This window comes from Prevotella sp. P4-67, assembly GCF_002251325.1.
In the GTDB taxonomy this organism is placed as follows: Bacteria; Bacteroidota; Bacteroidia; order Bacteroidales; family Bacteroidaceae; genus Prevotella.
In genome coordinates, this window is sequence record NZ_NPJL01000009.1 from 19200 (window position 1) to 41760 (window position 22561).

A 22561-nucleotide genomic window follows, 5' to 3' on the forward strand; every position below is an offset into this window, starting at 1 on the left:
CTCTATGCAACGTTACATAGCCATTATCATACTCTTTATTGCCACCGCCACCTCCTCAATGGCAGACACCAACGGCGAGCTTATACAGCGTATTGACAGCATTATAGACAACATAACGCAGATATACGGCAAGAAGCAGGCACGCATCGACTTCTACAAGTCGATGGCACACAAAAGCCAAAAGCCCGAAACGCTGCTTTCGGCTTACGACAAGCTGTACGATGAGTACTTCGTTTTTCAATTTGACTCTGCCATGGTGTATGCCGACAAGGCTATAACGCTTGCCGACCGCATCGGTGACAAATTCCATCACGACAAATGCCGCATTAAGAAAGCGTCGCTGCTGGGCATAGGCGGACTCTATGGCGAAGCCGTTGCGCTGCTTGACGAGATTGATTCGACTCACCTCGACAACGAACTACGGTTCGACTATACCATAGCCTACTACTTCATCTACACCTATTGGGCTGACTACTGTCACGACTATTACTATTCGCCACGCTATCACGAGCGTGCCAACAATTACCTTAAGCAGGCTGTAACGATGCTCCGCCCTACCGACTCTTACTACAATTTCTTCTGGGGTGAGTATTTTATATATGTGGAACGCAACGACAAGCGCGCCCTGGAGCACTACTTCAAGACTCTGAGTACAGCCCCCGTAGAGTCGCGATGGTATGCCATGGCATCGTATGCCATTGCCAACAACTACAGCGCCAACAACAATAACAACAAGTATGAGGAGTACATGCTGCGTGCATGCATTAGCGACCTGCTCAACTGTACGCGCGAAAACCTCGCCATGCAAGACCTTGCAATGTATCTGTTCAAGAAGGGCGACGACAACATTCTGCTCGCCGAGCGCTACATCAATTTTGCTATGGACGACGCCAAGAACTACAACAACCGACTGCGTATCATTGAAATATCGCAGAAACTGCCCGTCATCGTGTCGACCTATCGCGAAAAGCTGTCATCGCAGAACAACATCATGCGCTTCGCATTGTTCGGAGTGTCTATCCTATTCGCGTTCGTTGTAGTGCTGCTATACTTCTACAGCCGACAAAACCGACTGCTGGCACGCCACCGACACGAGCTATCCGAGAGCAACAACCTACTGTCGTCGCTCAACGACAAACTTAATACTCTCAACTCACGATTGCTCGACACAAACAGCCGACGCGAACGTCTGGCTAAACTCTACATCGACCTTTGCGCCAAATACATCGACCGTCTGAGCAAGTTTGAGACTCTTGTGAAGCGCAAAATTAAGGTAGGCCAGGTCAACGACTTGCTCAATACGGCTTCGTCGTCGCGCCTTTCGGAAGAGGATGCGGCTACGTTCATGAACAGTTTCGACACGGCTTTCCTCGACCTATACCCCTCGTTTGTCGACGAATTCAACGCTCTGCTGCGGACCGACGAGCAGATTGTGCCTCCACACAAGGGACGGCTCACCACCGAACTGCGCATTTACGCTTTGATAAGGTTGGGCGTCAAGGAGAGTTCGGAGATTGCGGCATTGCTATTCTATACTCCTCGCACCATCTACAACTATCGCTCTACAATAAAAAGCCGTGCCATTAACCGCGAAACTTTCGAGTGCGACGTCGAGCAGCTGTGCCGTGTAATACACTCCTGACAGCAATGTACGACACATGCAAATATTGTACTGACGGTAAGAAATTGTTACAAACGAAAAACTGATTCTATAGATTTCACGGGCGGTTTTTTATAGTCCACGAAAGCGCTTCAGCCACCTCAAAACATAAAAAAGGGCGGAAAAAACACAAAAACGACGAAAAACACCCAAAAAACAGCACTTTTATCCCCTAAAAAGGGTATATGGAAAATTTGGAGCGTGTCAAAATTCGTTATAAATTTGCAAGCGTCAATAACATCATCTGCGCAAATACGTAAAGTAGCTAACAATTACAAGGATAGATAATCAAAAACAATGAAAAGACTCTAAACAACAACAGCTATGAAAAGATTAAGTATCATTTTGGCCGCATTACTATGCGTGGTGCTGGCCGCCATGAAAGTTTCGGCAGGAACTGGTGATGCAAACGAGATTGAGAAGGTGCGCGAATTCTATCGGCAGTATGCTGTAGCTTTCAGCATCAGTGACAACAAGACCAGTTTTGCCAAATGCGACTCTGTAATGAACATCTATTGCTCTGCCGAAATGTGCAAGGATACCAAGAAGGACCGCATATCAGGCATAGCCTATGATTTTGCGACCGACGATATCGGCATTGACTCGCTGGCTCTGCAGACCCTGAATGTCAAGTATGACAATGGTGCTTACACCGTCACCTATAAGTATAACGACATGAACGACAAAAGACAAAAATTCATTCGTAATGCCAAGCTGAAAGTCGGTATGAAAGATGGAAAAATCAACACTGTCAAAGCAATAGAATAACCATGGAGACGATTTGACTTAGATAGCAGTAATAGCTATCAGAGTATCAAAAAGTGGTATAATTGAAAAAACAACAACAGCTATGAAAAGATTAAGTATCTTTTTGGCCGCATTGCTATGCGTGGTGCTGGCCGCCGTGAAAGTTTCGGCAGGAACTGGTGACGCAAACGAAGTAGAGATGGTGCGCGAATTCTATCAGCAGTATGCTGTAGCTTTCAGCATCAGTGACAACAAAACCAGTTTTGCCAAATGTGACTCTGTAATGAACATCTATTGCTCTGCCGAAATGTGCAAGGATACCAAGAAGGACCGCACATCAGGCATAGCCTATGATTTTGCGACCGACAATATCGGCATCGACTCGCTGGCTCTGCAGACCCTGAATGTCAAGTACGACAATGGTGCTTACATCGTTACCTACAAGTACAACGACATGAATGACAAAAGACAAAAGTTCATTCGCGATGTCAAGTTGAAGGTCGGTATGAAAGACGGTAAAATCGACACGGTCAAAGCAATGGAATAATTATGAAGATGATGCGGCATGGCTGTCCGGTAAATTCCGGATGACCATGCCGCCAACTATTGGCACAACAGCCTACCCTAAAACTATTTACATCCTATGAAAAGGATGGCAGGAACAATAATTTACCAGAAAGAGCGTTATTATAATGAGTATCATCGCACATTCGACACATGCGATGGACGAGTAATTAACATTAAATTCTAATATAAACAATCATGATAGATACAGAGTTGTTGTCCCAAATACAGGCTGCAGGAATCACCGATGCAGACTATGAACGCGCTGAACGACACATCGAAGTTCTCAAGACCTTGTCAAATCTCACATATAAAGGAATTTTCATCTACGACAACTTCAAGAGGAAATATCTTTATATTTCTCCTAATCCTTTCGGTTGGTTAGAATATAATAAAGAAGCGTTTGAAAATATGGGGTCCATCTTTATAGATGCGTTTATCAAACCCAATAGCAAGAAAGCAATAATAGATGCTTTTGTATATTGTTATCAATACATTAAGAATCTGAGCCAAGAAGAAAAAGAAAACATAGCCATCTATTGCAACTACGACTACATGTCTATAGACAGCAAGCATCTCCCAAGCACCAAATGTACACCACTGGAATTTGCCCCAGACGGAAGTCCATGGTTGATGTTAGGCATAACCACATCTGAGCCACACGGAAAGCATGACATGTTCTGCATTCACAACATCTTAAGAAAAGAGCTTGTTTCATACAACCCGAAGAACGACAAATGGGAGAAAAAGCAGGTACCTACCCTTAGCCCCAAAGAGAAGACCGTCCTCCTGTTGCTAAGCCAAGGACAGGCAGCCAAGTCGGTGGCTGAGCGCTTGGGGATGTCGGAGTATACGGTGGCGACGCACCGCAAGAACATCTTCAGGAAACTGGGGGCGCACACGGTGGCTGAGGCAATGGCATTTGCGGTGAAATACAAAGCGATATGATGCATCGGGGGCTGGCCGGCGACACTGCCACGACTACCGAAGACGACGAGGGCGGCACGCAGGGCAGACTGCCTATATATATAATAAGGAGAAAAAAGCACAGCAAAGACCACGATAATACCTAAACAAACCTTAAAAAACAGCAGATGTAGACGGTTTTTGATTAATAATCGTCTAAAGATAGGTGGTTTTTGAATTATTCTGATTAAATTTGCACCCAAAATTGTTAAAATAGAGTGTAATGAAAAGAAAGTTCATACCTTTTATCTTATTGGTATCGACTATATTCTTCGTGTCTTCATGTTTGGGTGACGACAACGAAGAGATAGTATTTTCTGACCAAGTGGGCATCACTGCGTTCTCACTCGGCACCCAGAAGATTATCCGCGACACAGTGTCGAAGAAAGGCGCAGACAGTACGTATCAGACTACGCTGGACTGCAGCAAATATATATTCTACATAGACCAGACCAAGCACGAGATATACAACCCCGACTCTCTGCCCGTGGGCATAGACTGCAAGAAGATAATATGCAGCGTGACATCGAAGGGCTCTTCGGTGACGCTGGTGAAAAACATAGACAGCGACACGCTGCAGGCCTTTGAGACCATCGACTCGATGGACTTCTCGAAGCCCCGCACCCTGCGCATGGTGAGCATGTCGGGACGCGCCAGCTGCGACTATACCGTCAAGGTGAACATACACAAGCAGAAACCCAACATATTCGAATGGAAGATAGCTACCGGCTGCACCGACATGGGGCTGCTCACCGGCATGCGCGCCCTGGCTATGGGCGGCAAAGTCTATGTGGTGGGCCGCGACGACAGCCAGCTGCGCATCTATGCTGCCGAGGAGCAGCACGTGGTGAGCTGGACCGAGATTACTCCCAATGTGGAGCTGGGCGCCGACAGCTATAAGGATATGACCGTGATGGGCGGCAAGCTCTATGCCCATGCCGAGGACGGCGTGTACTGCTCGACCGACGCATATACGTGGACCCGAGTGGGAACGCCGGCAATAAGCCGACTCCTGGGCGGCAGCAACAAGCGCCTCTACGCCCTGAGCACCGACAACAGGATCATGGCATCGGCCGACGGCGCCACCTGGACAGCCGAGAAGATGGACACCCCCGCCGACTCACTGCCCACAGGCAACGTGAGCATGACGGCCCGACCCATACTGACCAACCCCGGCACAGACCGCGTGGTGATGGTGGGCACGGGAGACAAGACGAGCAAGGTGTGGTCGAAGGTGGAAGAGACCGACGAAGGCAGCGAGCAGCAGGCATGGACCTACATGGACGTGGCGGGCGACAACCGCTTCCGTCTGCCCAATCTGGCCAACCTGCAGATGACCTACTATGACGACTTCATGATGGCGTTGGGCGGCAGCGGTCTCGGCAACAGTCAGGGCACGACAGCCTACGGCGGATGCTACACCAGCAGCGACGGCGGCATGACCTGGCGCATCAGAAAGCTCTATGCACTGCCCTCCAACTTCAACATAGAGAGCAACAGATTCGCCTTCACCGCCGACAGCCAGAACTATCTGTGGCTCATAGACGGCAAGGGCAACCTGTGGCGAGGCCGACTGAACCGGCTGGGCTGGGCGAAGGACAAGACATACTTCGGCGAATAACGACAAAGGACAATGAAGAAGGGCCTGGTGACACTCCTGATGCTCTGCGCCACGCTCACGGCAAGCGCACAGCAAGACGACGAATACCTGATGGAAATAGGTGGCGGCGTGGGGATGGTGTCATACCAAGGCGACTTCAACGGCAAGATAACATCGGGCATGCAGCCCGCCGGCGCCATCGTGTGGCGCAGACTGCTCAACCCCTACATGGGGTTCAGAGTGACGGGCATGATGGGCAAGCTCAATGGCGACGCCACGCGGGTGGAGACCTACTACCCCGACGAGACGACGAGAGCCTACAGCTTTGACCGCTCGCTCACCGACGTATCGGTGACCTACGAATACAACTTCTGGCCCTACGGCACCGGTCGCGACTATCGCGGCGCCAAGCGTCTCACCCCCTTCGTCTTCGGCGGAATAGGCGCCACATACGTATCGGGCGGAGAGAAGAAGGTGTTTACCGCCAATGTACCGATAGGCCTGGGCATCAAATACAAACTGAAGGAACGCCTCAACGTGGGGCTGGAATGGAGCATGCACTTCTCGCTGAGCGACGAGCTCGACGGCATGGCCGACCCCTATGGCATCAAGAGCAGCGGAGCATTCAAGAACACTGACTGCTACAGCGGGCTGATGCTCACCCTCACCTATAGCTTCAAGAGCAAATGTCGAACCTGTAACAACGACGACTAAATGGCAATAGAAATAGATAAAACCCGTGTGCCACAGCATGTGGCTATCATCATGGATGGCAATGGACGTTGGGCTGCCGAGCGTGGCAAGCCCCGCAGCTATGGCCATCAGGCAGGTGTAGATACCGTGCGCCGCATCACCTCTGAATGTACCCGACTCGGTGTGAAATTCCTTACACTCTATACTTTCTCCACCGAGAACTGGAACCGTCCGGCCGATGAGATATCGGCCCTGATGGGATTGGTACTGACATCGCTCGAAGATGAAATCTTCATGAAAAACAACGTGCGTTTCAGAGTGATAGGCGACATAGCCCGTCTGCCACAGATGGTGCAGGACAAGCTGCAGGAGGTGATGGACAACACCGCCGGCAACACCGCCATGACTATGGTGGTGGCGCTGAGCTACTCGGCACGCTGGGAGATTACCCACGCCGTGAAGCAGATAGCCGCCGAGGCGCTGCAGCAGAAAGGCTCGGCCGACGACGCTGCCATCATAGACGCCATCAGCGAAGAGACGGTGGGCCAGCATCTCGCCACGGCGTTCATGCCCGACCCCGACCTGCTGATACGCACGGGCGGGGAGCTGCGCATCTCCAACTATCTGTTGTGGCAGATAGCCTATTCTGAACTCTATTTCAGCGATGTCTATTGGCCCGACTTCAGCGAAGACGACCTGCACCGCGCCATACAGAGCTATCAGCAGCGTCAGCGCAGATACGGCAAGACCGAAGAACAAGTAGAAAATGAAAAGTAGGATGAAAATGAATATAAATAAGGTATTGCTGGTGGTGACCGCCCTCTTGTGGACCGCCGCCATGCAGGCACAGGACAAGATCGTATATCCCGAGATAACTTATGCCGGTACGCCCCGCACGGTGACCATCGGCGGTATCAACGTGTCGGGCGTGGACAACTATGAGGACTACGTGCTCACCGGCATCTCCGGACTCACCGTGGGCCAGGAGATAGACATCCCCGGCTCACAGATTACCGACGCCGTGAAGCGCTACTGGAAGCACGGCCTCTTCTCGAAGGTGAAAATCTATGCCGACTCGCTGATAGCTGACAAAATCTATCTGCACATCTATCTGCAGGTGCGTCCGCGCGTGTCGACCATCAACTACATCGGTCTGAAGAAGTCGGAGCGTGAGGATATGGAGACCAAGCTGGGTCTGCTCAAAGGTATGCAGGTGACGCCCAACTCTATAGACCGTGCCAAGATTCTGGCCAAGAAGTATTTTGACGAGAAAGGCTACAAGAACGCCGAGATAGACATAAACCAGCGCGAGGACGTAGCTGGCAAGAACCAGGTAATCCTCGATGTGGTGGTCGACAAGAAAGAGAAACTGAAGGTACGCAAGATATACATCGAGGGCAACCATCAGCTGAAGACCAAGGTCATCAAGGGCGGCCTCTTCAAGAAGGGCGCCTTTGCCAAGACCCATGAGGCGGGTACGCTGAGCAGTTTCCTCAAAGCCAAGAAGTTTACCCCCGAGCGCTGGGAGGCCGACAAGAAGCGTCTGATTGAGAAATACAACGAGTACGGTTTCCGCGACGCCGAGATTATCTCTGACAGCGTGTGGAACCATGACGACAAGCACGTGAGCATACGCATCAAGGTGAATGAAGGCAAGAAGTACTATCTGCGCAACATCTCGTGGGTGGGCAACACCGTATATACCACCGACTATCTGAGCCGCGTGCTGGGTATGAACAAGGGCGACGTGTACAATCAGAAGCTGCTGAACAAGCGACTCACCGAAGACGAGGACGCCGTGGGCAACAACTACTGGAACACGGGTTACCTGTTCTACAATCTGGTGCCTGCCGAAGTCAACGTGGTAGGCGACAGCATCGACCTCGAAATGCGTATTCAGGAGGGTCCGCAGGCCCATATCAACCACGTGCGCATCAACGGTAACGACCGTCTGTATGAAAACGTGGTACGTCGCGAGCTGCGCACCAAGCCCGGCGACCTCTTCTCCAAGGACGCCCTGCAGCGTTCGCAGCGTGAGTTGGCATCCATGGGTCACTTCGAGCCCGAGAAGGTGCTGCCCGACGTGCAGCCCAATGTGGAGGACGGAACCGTGGACATCAACTGGAATCTGGAGCAGAAGAGCAATGACCAGATAGAGTTCTCGCTGGGATGGGGACAGACTGGCGTCATCGGCCGCATCGGTCTGAAGCTGAACAACTTCTCGATGCGCAACCTCTTCAACAAGAACCGTGAGCACCGCGGCATCCTGCCTGTGGGCGACGGTGAAGTGCTACAGTTGGGAGCCCAGACCAACGGTACCTACTACCAGAGCTACAACGCCAGCTATTCGACCAACTGGTTTGGCGGCAAGCGCCCCATCCAGCTCTCTGTCGGCGCCTTCTTCTCTAAGCAGACCGACGTGTCGAGTACCTATTATAATAGTGCTGCGATGAACAACTACTACAACTATCTGTATGGTTATGGCAGCAGCTACTACAACAACTACGAGAACTACTATGACCCCGACACCTTTGTCAAGATGTTTGGTCTCTCGCTGGGTTGGGGCAAGCGTCTGCGTTGGCCCGACGACTACTTCCAGCTGTCGCTCTCGCTGGCTTACACTCGCTATATGCTCAAGAACTGGCGCTACTTCCTCATGACCAATGGTAATGCCAACAACCTGAACCTAAGCATCTCGCTGAGCCGTACCTCTACCGACAACCAGCTCTTCCCCCGCCGCGGTTCGGAGTTCATGGCTTCGGTAACGCTCACTCCGCCATGGTCTAAGTGGGACGGCAAGGACTACAAGAACCTCGCCAACAACTACCAGTCGGCTACCTACTCTCAGGAACAGCAGGAGAAATATCGCTGGGTGGAATACCACAAGTGGAAGTTCAAGGCCAAGACCTACAGCGCCCTGACCAACGGCCAGAAGTGTCTGGTGCTGATGACCCGCGTGGAAATGGGTCTGCTGGGCAGCTACAACAAGTACAAGAAGTCGCCCTTCGAGACCTACTACATGGGTGGTGACGGTATGAGTGGCTACTCATCAGGCTACGCCGAAGAGACTGTGGGTCTGCGTGGTTATGAGAACGGTTCGCTGGCATACAACGGCTACGCCTATGACCGCTTCACCATGGAGCTGCGCTACCCATTCATGCTGGGCAACACCACCATCTACGGTCTGGGCTTCGCCGAAGCCGGTAACGCATGGACCGACACCAAGAAGTTCAACCCCTTCGACATGAAGCGCTCGGCAGGTATCGGTGTCCGCATCTTCCTCCCGATGGTTGGTCTGATGGGTATCGACTGGGCTTACGGTTTCGACAACGACAACATCAACGGAAAGAAGGGTGGCAGCAACTTCCACTTCATCCTGGGTCAGGAATTCTGATAATAATCATTAAAAGCGACGCGGGCGCTGTAACTTACATCACAGCGTCGGCGTCACATACATAAACCAAGCAAAGGAAAAGTATGAAGAAGATATTGGCAATATGCGTCTTCGCGCTGATGGCAATCACGGCGCACGCACAGAAGTTTGCCCTGATGGACATGGAGTATGTGCTGAAGAACATTCCCGCCTATGAGCGTGCCAACGAGCAGCTCAACCAGGTGAGCAAGAAGTGGCAGGCCGAAGTGGAGGCTCTCAACACCCAAGCCGCCACCATGTACAAGAACTACCAGAACGAGGTAGTATTCCTCTCCAAAGAGCAGAAGGCCGCCAAGCAGGAGGAAATCATGCTGAAGGAGAAGGAAGCCGCCGACCTGAAAAAGAAGTACTTCGGCCCCGAGGGCGAACTGTTCAAGAAGCGCGAGAGCCTCATGTCGCCCATTCAGGAAGAGATATACAACGTGGTCAAGGAGATAAGCGAGCAGCGTGGCTACAGTTTGGTGCTCGACCGCGCCAGTGACAGCGCCATCATCTTCGGTTCGCCCAAGATAGACATCTCCAACGAAATCCTCCAGAAACTCGGTTACGCTAACAATAACTAATAACAATTAAATACAAACGAAATGAAAAAACTTATTTTGATGCTGATGCTTTGCGCACCAATGGCTGTATTCGCCCAGAAGTTTGGCAAAGTTAACACCCAGGTAGTAGTACAGTCATTGCCCGACTATGCCAAGGCACAGGGAGAAATGGCTGCTCTGAGCAAGCAGAAGGAAAACGACCTGAAGTCAATGCAGGACGAGCTGACACGCAAGGCTCAGGAGTACGAGAAGTCTAAAAGCGCCATGAACCCTACCAAGCAGAAGGAGACAGAGGAAGAGCTGCAGGGTCTGAACGCCAAAATCCAGCAGGCATACCAAGACGCTCAGAAGGAACTCTCTGAAAAGAACAACGCACTGCTCGAGCCAATCCTCACCAAGGTACAGAACGCCATCACAGCTGTAGGCAAGGCTGGCGGATATACCTCTATCTTCGAGATTGGCACATCTGGCGTAGTGTTCTTCGGCGACAACGTGAAGGACGTTACCGAGGAAGTAAAGGCCAAGGTAGGCAAGTAATCCAGACACTCATTCATCACAAATGACAGGGCAGGCCAGAGTGCCTGTCCTTTTTTCTCAATACACAAAACTTACCGATATGAGAAAGCTGCTTTTTTCCTTAGTTATGTTGGTGCTGCCTATGATCTCACAGGCACAGACTACCATCAAGTATGGTTATCTCAGTTATCAGGAGGTGCTGAAGTTCATGCCCGAGTATGCTGTGGCACAGACCAAACTGGCCGACCTGAAGCAGAAGTATGACAACGAGATGAAGCGCGTGGAAGACGAGTTCAACAAGAAGTATGAACAGTTTCTTGAAGGTCAGAAAGACTTTGCTCCGACTATCCTCCGCAAGCGCCAGGTGGAGTTGCAGGAACTGATAGCCAAGAATATAGCGTTCAAGGAAGAGGCCAAACGACTGCTGGCACAGGCTGAGACAGAATCTTACGCTCCCCTCAAGGCCAAGCTGGCCGAAACCCTGCGTGGTATAGGCGAAGCACGCGGATTCATGTTTATCCTCAACACCGACAACGACAATCTGCCTTACGCCAACAGCGCCTTTGGCGAAGACATCACGACCTTGGTCAAAGAGTGTCTGAAATGAGCGAACGGCTGCCCATGACTCCAGGCCCTATCGGCATCTTCGATTCGGGCTACGGAGGACTCACCATCCTGCATGGCATACGCCAGCTGCTGCCCCAGTATGACTATGTGTTCCTGGGCGACAATGCTCGCGCGCCTTACGGTCCGCGCTCGTTTGATGTGGTCTACGACTTCACCCGCCAAGCGGTGCTCAAGCTCTTCCGCATGGGTTGCCAGCTGGTTATCCTGGGCTGCAACACCGCCTCGGCCAAGGCTCTGCGCACCATACAGCAGAACGACCTGCCCCAGTGGGACCCCTCGCGACGCGTGCTCGGCGTGATACACCCAACGGTAGAGGCCATCGGCCATCTTACACGCAACGGCCATGTGGGTCTGCTCGCCACCGAGGGTACCGTGAAGAGCCACAGCTACGACATGGAGATTCGCAAGCTCTGGCCCGACATCCACATCTCTGGCGTGGCCTGTCCCTTCTGGGTTCCGCTCGTAGAATACAACGAGGCCGACAGTCCCGGTGCCGACTATTTCGTCAAGAAGCGCATCGACGAGCTGATGTCGCTCGACCCCGACATCGACAGCATCATCCTGGGCTGTACCCACTACCCCATCCTGCTGCCCAAGATACTCAAATACACTCCACCCGGCGTGCGCATCATCCCCCAGGGCGAGTATGTGGCCAGCAGCCTCAAGGACTATTTCGTGCGCCACCCCGAGATTGAGCAGAAGTGTACACGCAACGCCACCTGCCGCTACCTCACCACCGAGAACGCCGACAAGTTTGCCGAAGGCGCTCGGATGTTCCTCCACGAACACGTAAACATAGAACATATAGATTTAGAGTAAATGCAAGAAACAAGACAAAACCGTATTTCACGACTCCTGCAGAAAGAGTTATCATCCATTTTCCAATCGCAGACGCGCAAGACCAATGGCGTGCTGGTGAGCGTGACCCGCGTACGCATCAGCCCCGACCTCAGCATCTGCACCGCTTATCTGAGCATCTTCCCCTCAGAGCGCAGCGAAGAGATAATGAAGAATATCAACGCCAGCGAGAAGAGCATACGCTACGAACTGGGTACCCGCGTGCACAACCAGCTGCGCATCATCCCCGAGCTGAGATTCTTCATCGACGATTCACTCGACTATCTCGAACATATTGACGAACTTCTGAAAAAAGGATAGTGAACTTTCCGTTATTCATCGCCAGGCGCTATCTCTTTTCCAAGAAGAGTACCCACGCCATCAATGTCATCAGCCTCATCTCTGTCATCGGAGTCGCCGTGGCTACGGTGGCGCTGGTCATCGTGCTCAGCGCCTTCAACGGCTTCCACGACCTGGTGGCCACGCTGTTTACCAGCTTTGACCCGCAGATAGAGATTGCGCCGGTCAAGGGCAAGACGGCTCCTGCCGACGACCCGCTGCTCACCCGCATACGCCAATTGCCGTATGTGGATGTTGCCACCGAGTGTGTCGAGGACAATGCACTGGCTGTATACCAGGACAAGCAGGCGATGGTAACCATCAAGGGTGTCGACGACAATTTCCGCGACCTCACCCGCATCACCGACATTCTCTACGGCGACGGCGAATTCTGTCTCCACGCCGCCAACCTCAACTACGGCATCGTGGGCGTACAGCTCGCCCAGCAGCTCACGCTCGGCACCCGTTGGACCGACGCGCTGCGCATCTATGCCCCCGTCAGAGAGGGTCAGCTCGACCTGGCCGACCCCACGCAGGGTTTTGTCGTCGACTCGCTCGACTCTCCCGGTGTGCTCTTCATGGTCAAGCAGTCCAAGTACGACTCCCGCTACATCATCGTGCCCATCGCCTGGGCCCGCAATCTCTTCGGGCAGCAGGGCATGATTTCCTCGCTCGAACTGCGCCTCAAGCCCGAAACCGACATTGCCGACGCCAAGCGCGAGATAGCCAACATCGCCGGCGACAGCTACACCGTCAAGGACCGCTTTGAGCAGCAGGACGACACCTTCAAAATCATGAAGATAGAGAAGCTCTTCGCCTACGTCTTCCTCACCTTCATCCTCATCGTGGCGTGCTTCAACATCGTGGGCTCGCTCTCCATGCTCATCATCGACAAGAAAAACGATGTGGTCACCCTCCGCAATCTCGGCGCCACCGACAGCCAGATAGCCCGCATCTTCCTCTTCGAGGGTCGCATGATTTCCGTCGCCGGTGCAGTGATGGGTATCGTCATCGGCCTCCTGCTCTGCTTCATCCAGCAGCAGTTCGGGCTCGTGCGCCTCGGCGACAGCGATGCCTCATTCATCGTCGACGCCTACCCCATCAGCGTCCATTACGACGATGTAGCCCTCATCTTCATCACTGTCATTGCCGTAGGCTGGCTCGCCGTCTGGTACCCCGTCCGCTACCTCAGCCGCCGCCTCTTGGGCTAATCCCGCCACCACCAACCCCATATCCCCATCATCCCCCTCTCTTTCGCTCCCAAGTCCCCACAGATTTGGAATGAGAACCGACAGCCCCATGGCAACCCAATGAGAGTTGCCAATGGGTGTGAAAATTTAGGTACTTACCGCATTTTTAACAATGAGAATAGCCATTAAATCAAAATAAATACCTATATTTGCAGAAAATCTACAAATATAAGCGCGTAATGGTACTTAAAATTGAGTTTGAGAACTTCTTCTCGATAAGAGAGCAAGTAAGGATAGATTTCCGGGCTGCCAATATCAACACTACACTTGCTCGCGAATTGGGGCATAACCTGATGGAGTGGAAAGGTGTGCCTGTCTTGAAATCTGTTGGTCTGTTCGGCCCCAATGCGTCGGGCAAGACAAACATTCTGAAAGCCATAAATTTCTGCTGCAGATTGATTCTGGATTCACACCAGTTCAACGAAGGCGCTATCTTCAGCTTCGAGCCATTCAAGTTTGATGGCTGGCAGGACAAGCCAAGCAAGTTCTTGATTGATTTTGTGTGCGACAATGTGGAGTACGAGTACTCGTTCGAACTTACCAGAAGCAAAGTGCTCAGAGAGAGCCTCTACCACTATCCTGTAGGCAGACGTGCAAAGATATTTGTCCGCAATGCTGACGGCAAGTATAGTTTCGGCACCGGAGTAATCAACAAACCTATGGATGTGGCATTAAATACCAGTGACAAGAACCTCTTCTTGAGCAGAGCCAGTTCCATGAACAGAGAGATAGCCCAGAAGCTGTACCGCTACTTTATGAATCAGTTTCTGCTCGGCCTCACCAACATCAATGAGATGATGGCTCTTGACAATTTCAACACCTACAAAAGAGTAATACTCAAAGCTCTTGAAATCTGTGACATAGACATTACCGACATTAAAGCCCGCAAAGAGCAGATTCCTGCACCTGTCGCCATTCCTGGCCAGGGAGACATTTCCTTCCAGTTGGTCGATGTTCTCAAGTTCAAGACCTACCATCGCAATAATAAAGATGTGATGTTCGACCTTGACCTTGAAGAATCCAACGGTACCCGTAAGCTCTTCCAAATACTGATACGACTCCTGGATGTGGTCAAAAACAAGAAAAGCATCATGATGGATGAGTTTGACCTCGGTCTCCACACCCGATTGGCCGATTTCATCCTCGACCTAATTCATGCTTCAGAAGGAAGCCAGCTGCTCTTCTCTTCCCACAACACCAATCTGATAGATGTCAAGAGATTGAGAAGAGACCAGATAGTTTTCGTCAACAAGTCTGAAGACGGAGCCACCGAGGTCTATTCCCTCTATGATTTCAAAGACTTCCGTGAAAACATGGATGCCGAGAAGGGCTACATCCAAGGGCGCTTCGATGCTGTGCCATACGTTGACTCATCGGTTGATAGCATCAAACATCTGTTGGAGGATTAACTATGGCCAGCAAGCGAGAGAAGGCGCCCTATAAACGGATGCGCAAGATTGCCTTGGTTATCTGCGAAGGCGAAACAGAGGTGGAATATCTGAATCTTATAAGGAAATGGTACAAGTCGCCGGTGCGCATTGTCTCACATATCGAAGGTAACAGAATAACCCAGCCTCTTATTGACAAGCACGCCAGAGAACTCAAAATATCCCCATTCGACAAGGTCGATACATTTCTCATGTATGATATGGATGTCCCCGCCATCAATGACAAACTTATGGCATGCAAAGCCGAACTGCTGCTAAGCAACCCGTGCTTTGAGGTATGGCTACTCCTACACGTGAAAGACCAGACATCTGCATTGAGTTCCACTGCGGTTATCAAGGAGCTAAAAAGAAGCGCACCCGTTTGGCAAAATTATAGCAAAGCCACCTATACAGATACACAAAAGGGGTTTCTCAGAGAGCATATTGCCGATGCCATCCGCAGAGCCAAAGGGCTCAAAGATTTCCACAATCCCTCCAGCCGCATATTCAAGTTACTGGATATTTTAGAGGGCAAGGCATAGTTTTTTCTTCATATTCCTCCTTGCCGTTCGGCTTTTTTGTGGCATTTCAATCGGCTTTTTTGTGGCATTTCGTTCGGCTTTTTTGCGGTAAAGGCCATCGATACGAGGTTGATTGGCTGTTGTGATTGCATCGCTGATGGTGACTACAGCAGGCGGAGGGCGTAGAGGATCTGCGCCTGTTGCCCCTACGGAGAAGGCGGTCATGTACACAATTCTTCCCTACATTCCCTACAGCAGCAAAGTCAGCAGTGCAGAGCCAGAGGGCTGGGCTGCTGTCGTTTCTATCAATTTGTCGTCCATAATTGACTCATTCCCTGCCTCCCCAGATCGCAAAAACTTTGGAAAATGATATTTTCCTCTTATTTTTGATACTTATTCCAACTAAAAGCGTTACCTTTGCACACTGTGGGCTGGTTTTCGTGGATAAGGCCAGCACTGATGGCGGAGAGCAGAAGCCCTCCAGCCCTACTGGAGGCCTGCCCACTCTGCAGCCAAGCAACCCCTATCTGCAGAAAGCTGCCATCCAGCCTTACCGGAGGCCTGCCCAATCTGCAGCCAAGCAAACCCTATCTGCAGAAAGCTACCATCCAGCCCTACCTGAGGCCTGCCCACTCTGCAGCCAACCACCCCAACCCAACAGCCAATCACCCCAACCCGCAGCAAACCACCCCAACACCGCAACCAAGCACCCCAACCCAACAGCCAAGCACCCCAACCCCGCAGCCGAAGCCACTGACGCGGCGGAGGCAATCATCCGAGACTACGGAATAACAAACTAATAATACATTGTAATTATGAGCAAACAGAACATTGCCCTCATCACGGGCGTTACAGGACAAGACGGTTCGTATCTGGCAGAACTCCTGCTGGACAAAGGTTATGACGTGCACGGCATCATCCGCCGCTCGTCGGTAGACCATCGTGAACGCATAGCCCACCTTGAAGGACGGCCCCATTTCCACCTCCATTATGCCGACCTAGGCGACTCCATGTCTATCGTGGGCGTAGTGGCAGACGTGCGCCCTACTGAGATATACAACCTGGCAGCACAGAGCCATGTACAGGTGAGCTTCGACTCACCCGAGTTCACCGCCGATGTAGACGCCGTGGGCGTGCTGCGCATCATCGAAGCCGTGCGCAAGGTGGGACTCGCCCAGTCGTGCAAGATATACCAGGCCTCGACATCCGAGCTCTACGGCAAGGTAGAGGAAGTGCCTCAGAATGAGAACACGCCCTTCCACCCCTTCAGCCCCTATGCCGTCGCCAAACTCTACGGATACTGGATTATCAAGGAATATCGTGACGCCTACAACATGTTCTGCTGCAACGGCATCCTCTTCAACCACGAGAGCGAGCGCCGAGGCGAGACTTTCGTGACGCGCAAGATTACCCTCGCCGCAGCACGCATTGCCCAGGGACTGCAGGACAAGCTCTATCTGGGCAACCTCGACTCGCTGCGCGACTGGGGCTACGCCAAGGACTACGTGGAGTGCATGTGGCTCATCCTCCAGGCCTCCAAGCCCGAAGACTATGTCATCGCCACCGGCGTCCAGCACAGCGTGCGCGAGTTTGCCGAGCTGGCGTTCCACTATGTCGGCATCGAGCTCAAGTGGGAGGGCAAGGACGAGAACGAGAAGGGCATCTGCGTGAGCGGACCCGAGACTCTCGTGGGCAAGACCCTCGTCGAGGTGTCGCCCGACTTCTACCGTCCCACCGACGTGGTCAACCTCTGGGGCGACCCCACCAAGGCACGCGCCCGACTGGGCTGGAACCCCAACACCACGCCTTTCGAGGAACTGGTACGCATCATGGTAGAGCACGATATGGCCAAGGTTGCCTCTGAAGGTGCCGCCGCCAAGGTGCGCATGAACCTCGCCGAATATCTGGAAAAGGGAATTGTAAAATAACACACCGATGACACTCTCTAAGAACGCCAAGATATACATCGCCGGGCACCGCGGACTCGTGGGCTCGGCCATCTGGAACAATCTCCAGTCGCGCGGCTACCACAATCTGGTGGGCCGCACCCACAGCGAGCTCGACCTCACCGACCAGCAGGCTGTCAAGGACTTCTTCGACCAGGAGCGCCCCGACGCCGTGGTACTCGCCGCAGCCTTTGTGGGCGGCATCATGGCCAACTCGCTCTACCGCGCCGACTTCATCATGCAGAACATGAAGATGCAGTGCAACGTGATAGAAAACGCCTACACCCACGGCGTGAAGAAGCTGCTCTTCCTCGGCTCTACCTGCATCTACCCCAAGCAGGCACCCCAGCCCATGCGCGAGGACTGCCTGCTCACCTCGCCCCTGGAGTACACCAACGAGGAGTATGCCATCGCCAAGATAGCCGGACTCAAGATGTGCGAGTCCTACAATCTCCAGTATGGCACCAACTTCATCGCTGTGATGCCCACCAACCTCTATGGACCCAACGACAACTTCCACCTCGAAAATTCGCATGTCATGCCAGCCATGATGCGTAAGGTCTACCTCGCCAAGCTCATCCACGAGGGCGACTGGCACAGCATAGCACGCGATATGGACAAGCGCCCCATCAACCCCACCGACGCCCTGCGCGACATCATCGGCGAGGGCAACGTAGACGGCCACAGCCAGCCCGACCGCATTCTCCGTGCGCTCGCCTACTACGGCATCTACGACAACCGCGTGGTGCTCTGGGGCACAGGCTCACCCTTGCGCGAGTTTCTCTGGAGCGAAGACATGGCCGACGCCAGCGTCCACGTGCTGCTCCATGTCGACTTCAGCGACATCATAGGCATAGACCGCTACAGCTCCGTGTTCTATGGCGCCAAGACCGACGGCCGCGTAGACCGCAACAACTCCGAGGGTCGCGGCGGAGCCATCCCCGAACTGGGCGAGATACGCAACTGCCACATCAATGTGGGCACGGGCAAGGAGCTCACCATCCGCCAGCTTGCCCATCTTGTGGCCGAGGCAGTGGGATTTGAAGGCACCATAGACTTCGACGCCTCCCGTCCCGACGGCACCATGCGCAAGCTCATCGACGTGACCAAACTCCACTCGCTGGGCTGGACCCACAAGGTGGAGATAGAAGACGGCGTGCGCCGACTCTACGACTGGTATCGCGAGAGCCTCAGCTGACCTCGCCCACGGTGCCCCCACCGCCACTCTCTTTTCCCCTACCCCTACGGCAGCAGTCGACACGTGTCACTGCTGCCGTTTTTGTTCTGCCACTCGCCACCTTCGGCGGCGCCGCGACCATCTGGCGGGGCTCGTGACTTATGATACGTGACCACGTGACATTTGATACGCGGGCTCGTGCCTTCCGATACGCAGGCTCGTGCCTTCTGTTACGAGCCGCCCACGGTGCTTCCGGCGGCGCTGTATGCCCCGTGGGCTACCCGCATCGATAGTCTTCGCCGCCGCTCTCCGCCATCCCGTGCGCTCCCTGTGGGCAGCCGCGGCGCGCTTATGCTTCCTCGGTTTCGCCAACCCTGTACTATCAAAAAACGCCCATTTCATCGTGATTTTTCCCAAAATGTCCGATTTATACCAGCGAATGTCCGATTCATACCAATTTATGTTGCGATTTTTTATGGCCGGTCACATCTTTAATAGGTATATTTGCAGCAGACTATCCATCTATCCTGCCCCGCCCCTACCTTGGCCTGCAGTCTGGAGAGAATTATTATAACTTGCGAGATAATCACTTAAACCGATATAACAATGAAAAAGATGAAAACCTACTATGTGAAGCCCGTGGCGGAACTCATACGCGTTTCCACCCGGCTGATGAATGTGACTTCTGGCACCGTCAGCGGTCCCGGTGGAAGCTCCATCGGCAACGGTGGCAGTGCAAGCGACAGTGGCAACCCACCCATGCACTCAGGCACCTATCTCTGGGATACCGACAACACTGATTATTAACTTAACCCTTACCAATATGAAAAAAACTCTCCTACTCACCGTAGCCCTCATCCTGACTGGGCTCAACAGTGCCATGGCAGCCATAGACGAAGAGCTGCGCACCATCATCACCAAGAGTGATGGCATCGAGCTGACCGAAGTGACCAACGATGCCAACAACCCCTGGGCCATAGCCGACGGAGTGGCGACAAGCACCGTGGGCAAGTCGTCTAATACCACATCGCAGACCTTCACCATCAAGTTTCGCGCTACCGGACGCACCATATTCTCCTACGGCTTCACTGCCGACTTCTACCCCTATGGAGAGTATGACCGCAAGATTGTGACCTTCGACGACAACACCCTGTACAGTAATTATTCCAGTTATACGACCAAGTCGTACTACACCCATTATTTCATTCTGGACGAGGGAGAACATACCATCACCTTTACCCACAAGCATCTCAGCAACCACAGCAGCTACACTCAGGTAATGACCGTGAGCGACATCGCACTCTACACTGCCGAGAGCCAGATGATGACCATAGACCTCGCCGCACCAGGCACCCTGGGCGTAGAGGCACTCAATCTGGTCAACACGCTCCCCGAGATGCAGTTTCTGAGGCTCTCGGGCAAGCTCAATGCCGACGACTGGAGCTCCATCAAAAACATGACGGGGCTCAAATGCATTGACCTCACCAATGCGCAGATAACCGACATCCCCGACAATGCCTTCAGCAGTTCGTCGCTGCGGTTTGTCGACCTGCCTACCTGCCTCAAGACCATCGGCAAGGAGGCTTTCTACCGCCGCCCCATTACCGGCAAGCTCACACTGCCTACCACGCTGGAGACAATAGGCAAAGAAGCCTTCGCATTCAACAACATCACCGAGGTAGAGATACCCGACAATGTGACCTCTATGGATACACATGTATTCAGAGACAACAAAAAACTCATCACCGCCAAGTTGGGCACAGGCCTCACCTCTCTCAACATCGGCAGCTTCTACAACTGCGAAGCGCTCAAGACCGTCACTGGTGGTGTCAATGTCAGAACCATCTATGGCGATTGTTTCAAATACTGTGAAGCCTTGGAGACCGCCAGCGACCTGCAGCCCGGTGAGGTCAAGAGCAATGCCTTTGAAGGCGCAAAGACGCTGCAATCATTCAACTTTGCCGATATCACCGACCTGGGAAGCTATGCTTTCAGAAACTGCCAAGCCCTGAAGAGCGTAGAGCTGCCCAAAATCAGTTCTATGTCGTCGTATTGTTTCAACGGCTGCTCTTCGCTTACCACGGTGAAGATGGGCGACAAGATAACCTACATCCCAAGCGATGCATTCAGCAGTTGCTCGAGCCTGGAAGAAGTGGTGATGGGCAGCTCTATACGCGAACTGGGCAACAGCTGTTTCTATAGCAGCTCTGGCAAGCTCAAGCGCGTCTACCTTGCCGCTCCGGCTCCCCCATCGACCAACAGCTCACCATTCTACAGCCTCTCGGGCGTGACGCTCTATGTGCCCGACTACGCCATGATCAGCTACAAGCAGCACAGCTACTGGAGCCAGTTTACCTCGGTAGACAGCAACCCCAACCCGGCTGGCTATATAGACCTCTACGGCAAGCTCGAGCTGAGCACCAACTCGCGCATCCCTGGCAACCCCGACATCACGATGAACTACCAGGGCGGCTCTTATCCCATCAAGGGCATACTCATCGTCAATGGCAACAATCCCCAGTCGCTGGGCAACTATTACCACTGGGCAAACATAAGCGACAACTGCCCCGTGACGATAAGCCGCTGCAACCAGATGACGGCAGCCTCGGTCAAGGTCAACCACTATCTGGCCAACAACTACTGGTACTACATCACCATGCCCTTCGACGTGAAGCGTAGCGACATAATCATCTCTAAGGGTGCTGTGGCCGTGCGCTACTACGATGCGGAGAGCCGCGCCCAGAACGGTGCCGGCAACAACTGGAAGGACGTGGCCGACGACGCCATCCTCCGCGAGGGCCAGGGCTACATCTTCTGCGCCAGCGACGACAGCTGGTGCCAGTTTACCGCCAGCGACGACACCCGCAACCACATCTTCAAGAGCCACGACGTGACGCTGACGCTGCAGGAGCATGCTTCGTCGGTGAGCAACGACGCCAACTGGAACCTCGTGGGCAATCCCTACCCCTCATTCTTTGACATCTACTACATGGACTATACCGCCCCCATCACCCTGTGGGACACCGACAACCGCACCTTCACCGCCAAGAGTGTGGCCGACGACCAGGTGGCGCTGCGCCCCTTCCAGGCATTCTTCGTGCAGAAGCCCACGCTCATCAGCGAACTCACCTTCCGCACCGACGGCCGCCAAGCTACCAAGACGATAGACCGCTCTGCCGCCGCACCACGCATGACGCCCGTAGTGGCAAGCCGCCACTTCGTAGAACTGGCCATCACCGACGGCAGCACCACCGACCTCACCCGCGTGGTGGTCAATCATGCAGCCTCAGATGACTTCTGTGCCGACAACGACGCCACCAAGATGATGGCCGACGGCACCACGCCGCAAATCTACACCCACGCTGCCGGCGACATCTATGCCATCAACGAGGGAGCCCACCAGAGCGGCAGCGTCAAGGTGGGTGTGCAGATTGCCCATAGCGGCACCTACACCATCACCATGCCCCGCAACGACGTGCGCGCCCGCCTCTACGACTACGGCGTAGAGGTCGAACTGCCCTACACCTTCGCCGCCGATGAAGGCGTGGAAGACAACCGCTTCACCATAGGTTTCGACACTACCACCACCGGCATCGACGCCATCAAGCCCGGCGCCCAGACCGACGGTGCCATCTATACGCTCGACGGCATCCGCGTGAGCACTACCGCCCCCAAGGGCATCTATATCCAGAACCACAAGAAAATCGTGAAGTAAG

22 protein-coding genes are annotated in these 22561 nt (G+C 53.2%); 21 read left to right on the plus strand and 1 reads right to left on the minus strand.

Going from position 1 to position 22561, the window contains the following annotated elements:
• Positions 1 to 4 precede the first annotated feature (4 nt).
• From CIK92_RS00580 to CIK92_RS00655, 17 genes are all read left to right on the plus strand, one after another.
• On the plus strand, positions 5 to 1642 hold the full coding sequence (locus tag CIK92_RS00580) for a DUF6377 domain-containing protein (protein ID WP_094385319.1): 1638 nt from the start codon (positions 5 to 7) through the stop codon (positions 1640 to 1642).
• Between the two features lie 342 nt (positions 1643 to 1984).
• Positions 1985 to 2428, plus strand: coding sequence for a hypothetical protein (locus CIK92_RS00585; protein ID WP_144289281.1), 444 nt, complete (start codon positions 1985 to 1987; stop codon positions 2426 to 2428).
• Positions 2429 to 2510: 82 nt separating this feature from the next.
• On the plus strand, positions 2511 to 2954 hold the full coding sequence (locus CIK92_RS00590; RefSeq protein WP_144007667.1) for a hypothetical protein: 444 nt from the start codon (positions 2511 to 2513) through the stop codon (positions 2952 to 2954).
• Between the two features lie 215 nt (positions 2955 to 3169).
• On the plus strand, positions 3170 to 3919 hold the full coding sequence (locus tag CIK92_RS00595) for a helix-turn-helix transcriptional regulator (protein ID WP_094387802.1): 750 nt from the start codon (positions 3170 to 3172) through the stop codon (positions 3917 to 3919).
• Positions 3916 to 4044 (plus strand): hypothetical protein, encoded by a 129-nt coding sequence (locus CIK92_RS14165; RefSeq protein ID WP_256387322.1) that lies wholly within the window; start codon positions 3916 to 3918, stop codon positions 4042 to 4044. Before CIK92_RS00595 ends, CIK92_RS14165 begins: the two co-directional genes overlap by 4 nt.
• A gap of 116 nt (positions 4045 to 4160) precedes the next feature.
• Positions 4161 to 5558 carry a DUF6242 domain-containing protein gene (locus CIK92_RS00600; RefSeq protein WP_144289282.1) on the plus strand — a complete coding sequence of 466 codons (1398 nt, stop codon included), beginning with the start codon at positions 4161 to 4163 and terminating at the stop codon, positions 5556 to 5558.
• 12 nt (positions 5559 to 5570) lie between these two features.
• Positions 5571 to 6251 carry a DUF6089 family protein gene (locus CIK92_RS00605; RefSeq protein ID WP_094387804.1) on the plus strand — a complete coding sequence of 227 codons (681 nt, stop codon included), beginning with the start codon at positions 5571 to 5573 and terminating at the stop codon, positions 6249 to 6251.
• Positions 6252 to 7007 carry an isoprenyl transferase gene (locus CIK92_RS00610; protein ID WP_094385309.1) on the plus strand — a complete coding sequence of 252 codons (756 nt, stop codon included), beginning with the start codon at positions 6252 to 6254 and terminating at the stop codon, positions 7005 to 7007. It abuts the gene before it with no gap.
• A 7-nt stretch (positions 7008 to 7014) separates the two neighbouring features.
• A complete protein-coding gene (locus CIK92_RS00615) occupies positions 7015 to 9624 on the plus strand; it encodes an outer membrane protein assembly factor (RefSeq protein WP_094385376.1) in 2610 nt (869 codons plus the stop codon).
• Positions 9625 to 9707: 83 nt separating this feature from the next.
• On the plus strand, positions 9708 to 10226 hold the full coding sequence (locus CIK92_RS00620; protein WP_094385306.1) for an OmpH family outer membrane protein: 519 nt from the start codon (positions 9708 to 9710) through the stop codon (positions 10224 to 10226).
• A 21-nt stretch (positions 10227 to 10247) separates the two neighbouring features.
• Positions 10248 to 10742, plus strand: a complete 495-nt coding sequence (locus CIK92_RS00625) for an OmpH family outer membrane protein (protein ID WP_022309617.1) — start codon at positions 10248 to 10250, stop codon at positions 10740 to 10742.
• Positions 10743 to 10821: 79 nt separating this feature from the next.
• Positions 10822 to 11328: an OmpH family outer membrane protein gene (locus CIK92_RS00630; RefSeq protein WP_022309616.1), complete on the plus strand. Its 507-nt coding sequence runs from the start codon at positions 10822 to 10824 to the stop codon at positions 11326 to 11328.
• A complete protein-coding gene (murI, locus tag CIK92_RS00635) occupies positions 11325 to 12167 on the plus strand; it encodes a glutamate racemase (protein ID WP_022309615.1) in 843 nt (280 codons plus the stop codon). Before CIK92_RS00630 ends, murI begins: the two co-directional genes overlap by 4 nt.
• Entirely contained in the window at positions 12168 to 12506 is a 339-nt protein-coding gene (rbfA, locus tag CIK92_RS00640) for a 30S ribosome-binding factor RbfA (RefSeq protein WP_094387805.1), read from the plus strand.
• Entirely contained in the window at positions 12506 to 13735 is a 1230-nt protein-coding gene (locus CIK92_RS00645; protein ID WP_094387806.1) for an FtsX-like permease family protein, read from the plus strand. Before rbfA ends, CIK92_RS00645 begins: the two co-directional genes overlap by 1 nt.
• 218 nt (positions 13736 to 13953) lie before the next feature.
• Entirely contained in the window at positions 13954 to 15183 is a 1230-nt protein-coding gene (locus CIK92_RS00650) for an ATP/GTP-binding protein (RefSeq protein WP_094387807.1), read from the plus strand.
• Between the two features lie 2 nt (positions 15184 to 15185).
• Positions 15186 to 15743: an RloB family protein gene (locus CIK92_RS00655; protein ID WP_094387808.1), complete on the plus strand. Its 558-nt coding sequence runs from the start codon at positions 15186 to 15188 to the stop codon at positions 15741 to 15743.
• Here CIK92_RS00655 and CIK92_RS00660 read toward each other — a convergent pair.
• On the minus strand, positions 15726 to 15953 hold the full coding sequence (locus CIK92_RS00660; RefSeq protein WP_144289283.1) for a hypothetical protein: 228 nt from the start codon (positions 15951 to 15953) through the stop codon (positions 15726 to 15728). The genes CIK92_RS00655 and CIK92_RS00660 overlap by 18 nt on opposite strands.
• A gap of 584 nt (positions 15954 to 16537) precedes the next feature.
• Between CIK92_RS00660 and gmd the strand changes: the two genes are divergently transcribed.
• The 4 genes from gmd (at position 16538) to CIK92_RS00685 (ending at position 22560) form a co-directional block, all read left to right on the plus strand.
• Positions 16538 to 17650: a GDP-mannose 4,6-dehydratase gene (gmd, locus tag CIK92_RS00670; RefSeq protein WP_094387811.1), complete on the plus strand. Its 1113-nt coding sequence runs from the start codon at positions 16538 to 16540 to the stop codon at positions 17648 to 17650.
• Positions 17651 to 17657: 7 nt separating this feature from the next.
• On the plus strand, positions 17658 to 18866 hold the full coding sequence (locus CIK92_RS00675) for a GDP-L-fucose synthase (protein WP_094387812.1): 1209 nt from the start codon (positions 17658 to 17660) through the stop codon (positions 18864 to 18866).
• A 585-nt stretch (positions 18867 to 19451) separates the two neighbouring features.
• Positions 19452 to 19652 (plus strand): hypothetical protein, encoded by a 201-nt coding sequence (locus CIK92_RS00680; protein ID WP_094387813.1) that lies wholly within the window; start codon positions 19452 to 19454, stop codon positions 19650 to 19652.
• A 16-nt stretch (positions 19653 to 19668) separates the two neighbouring features.
• Complete coding sequence (locus CIK92_RS00685) at positions 19669 to 22560, plus strand: leucine-rich repeat domain-containing protein (RefSeq protein ID WP_094387814.1); 2892 nt, start codon at positions 19669 to 19671, stop codon at positions 22558 to 22560.
• The last annotated feature ends 1 nt before the right edge of the window (position 22561 follow it).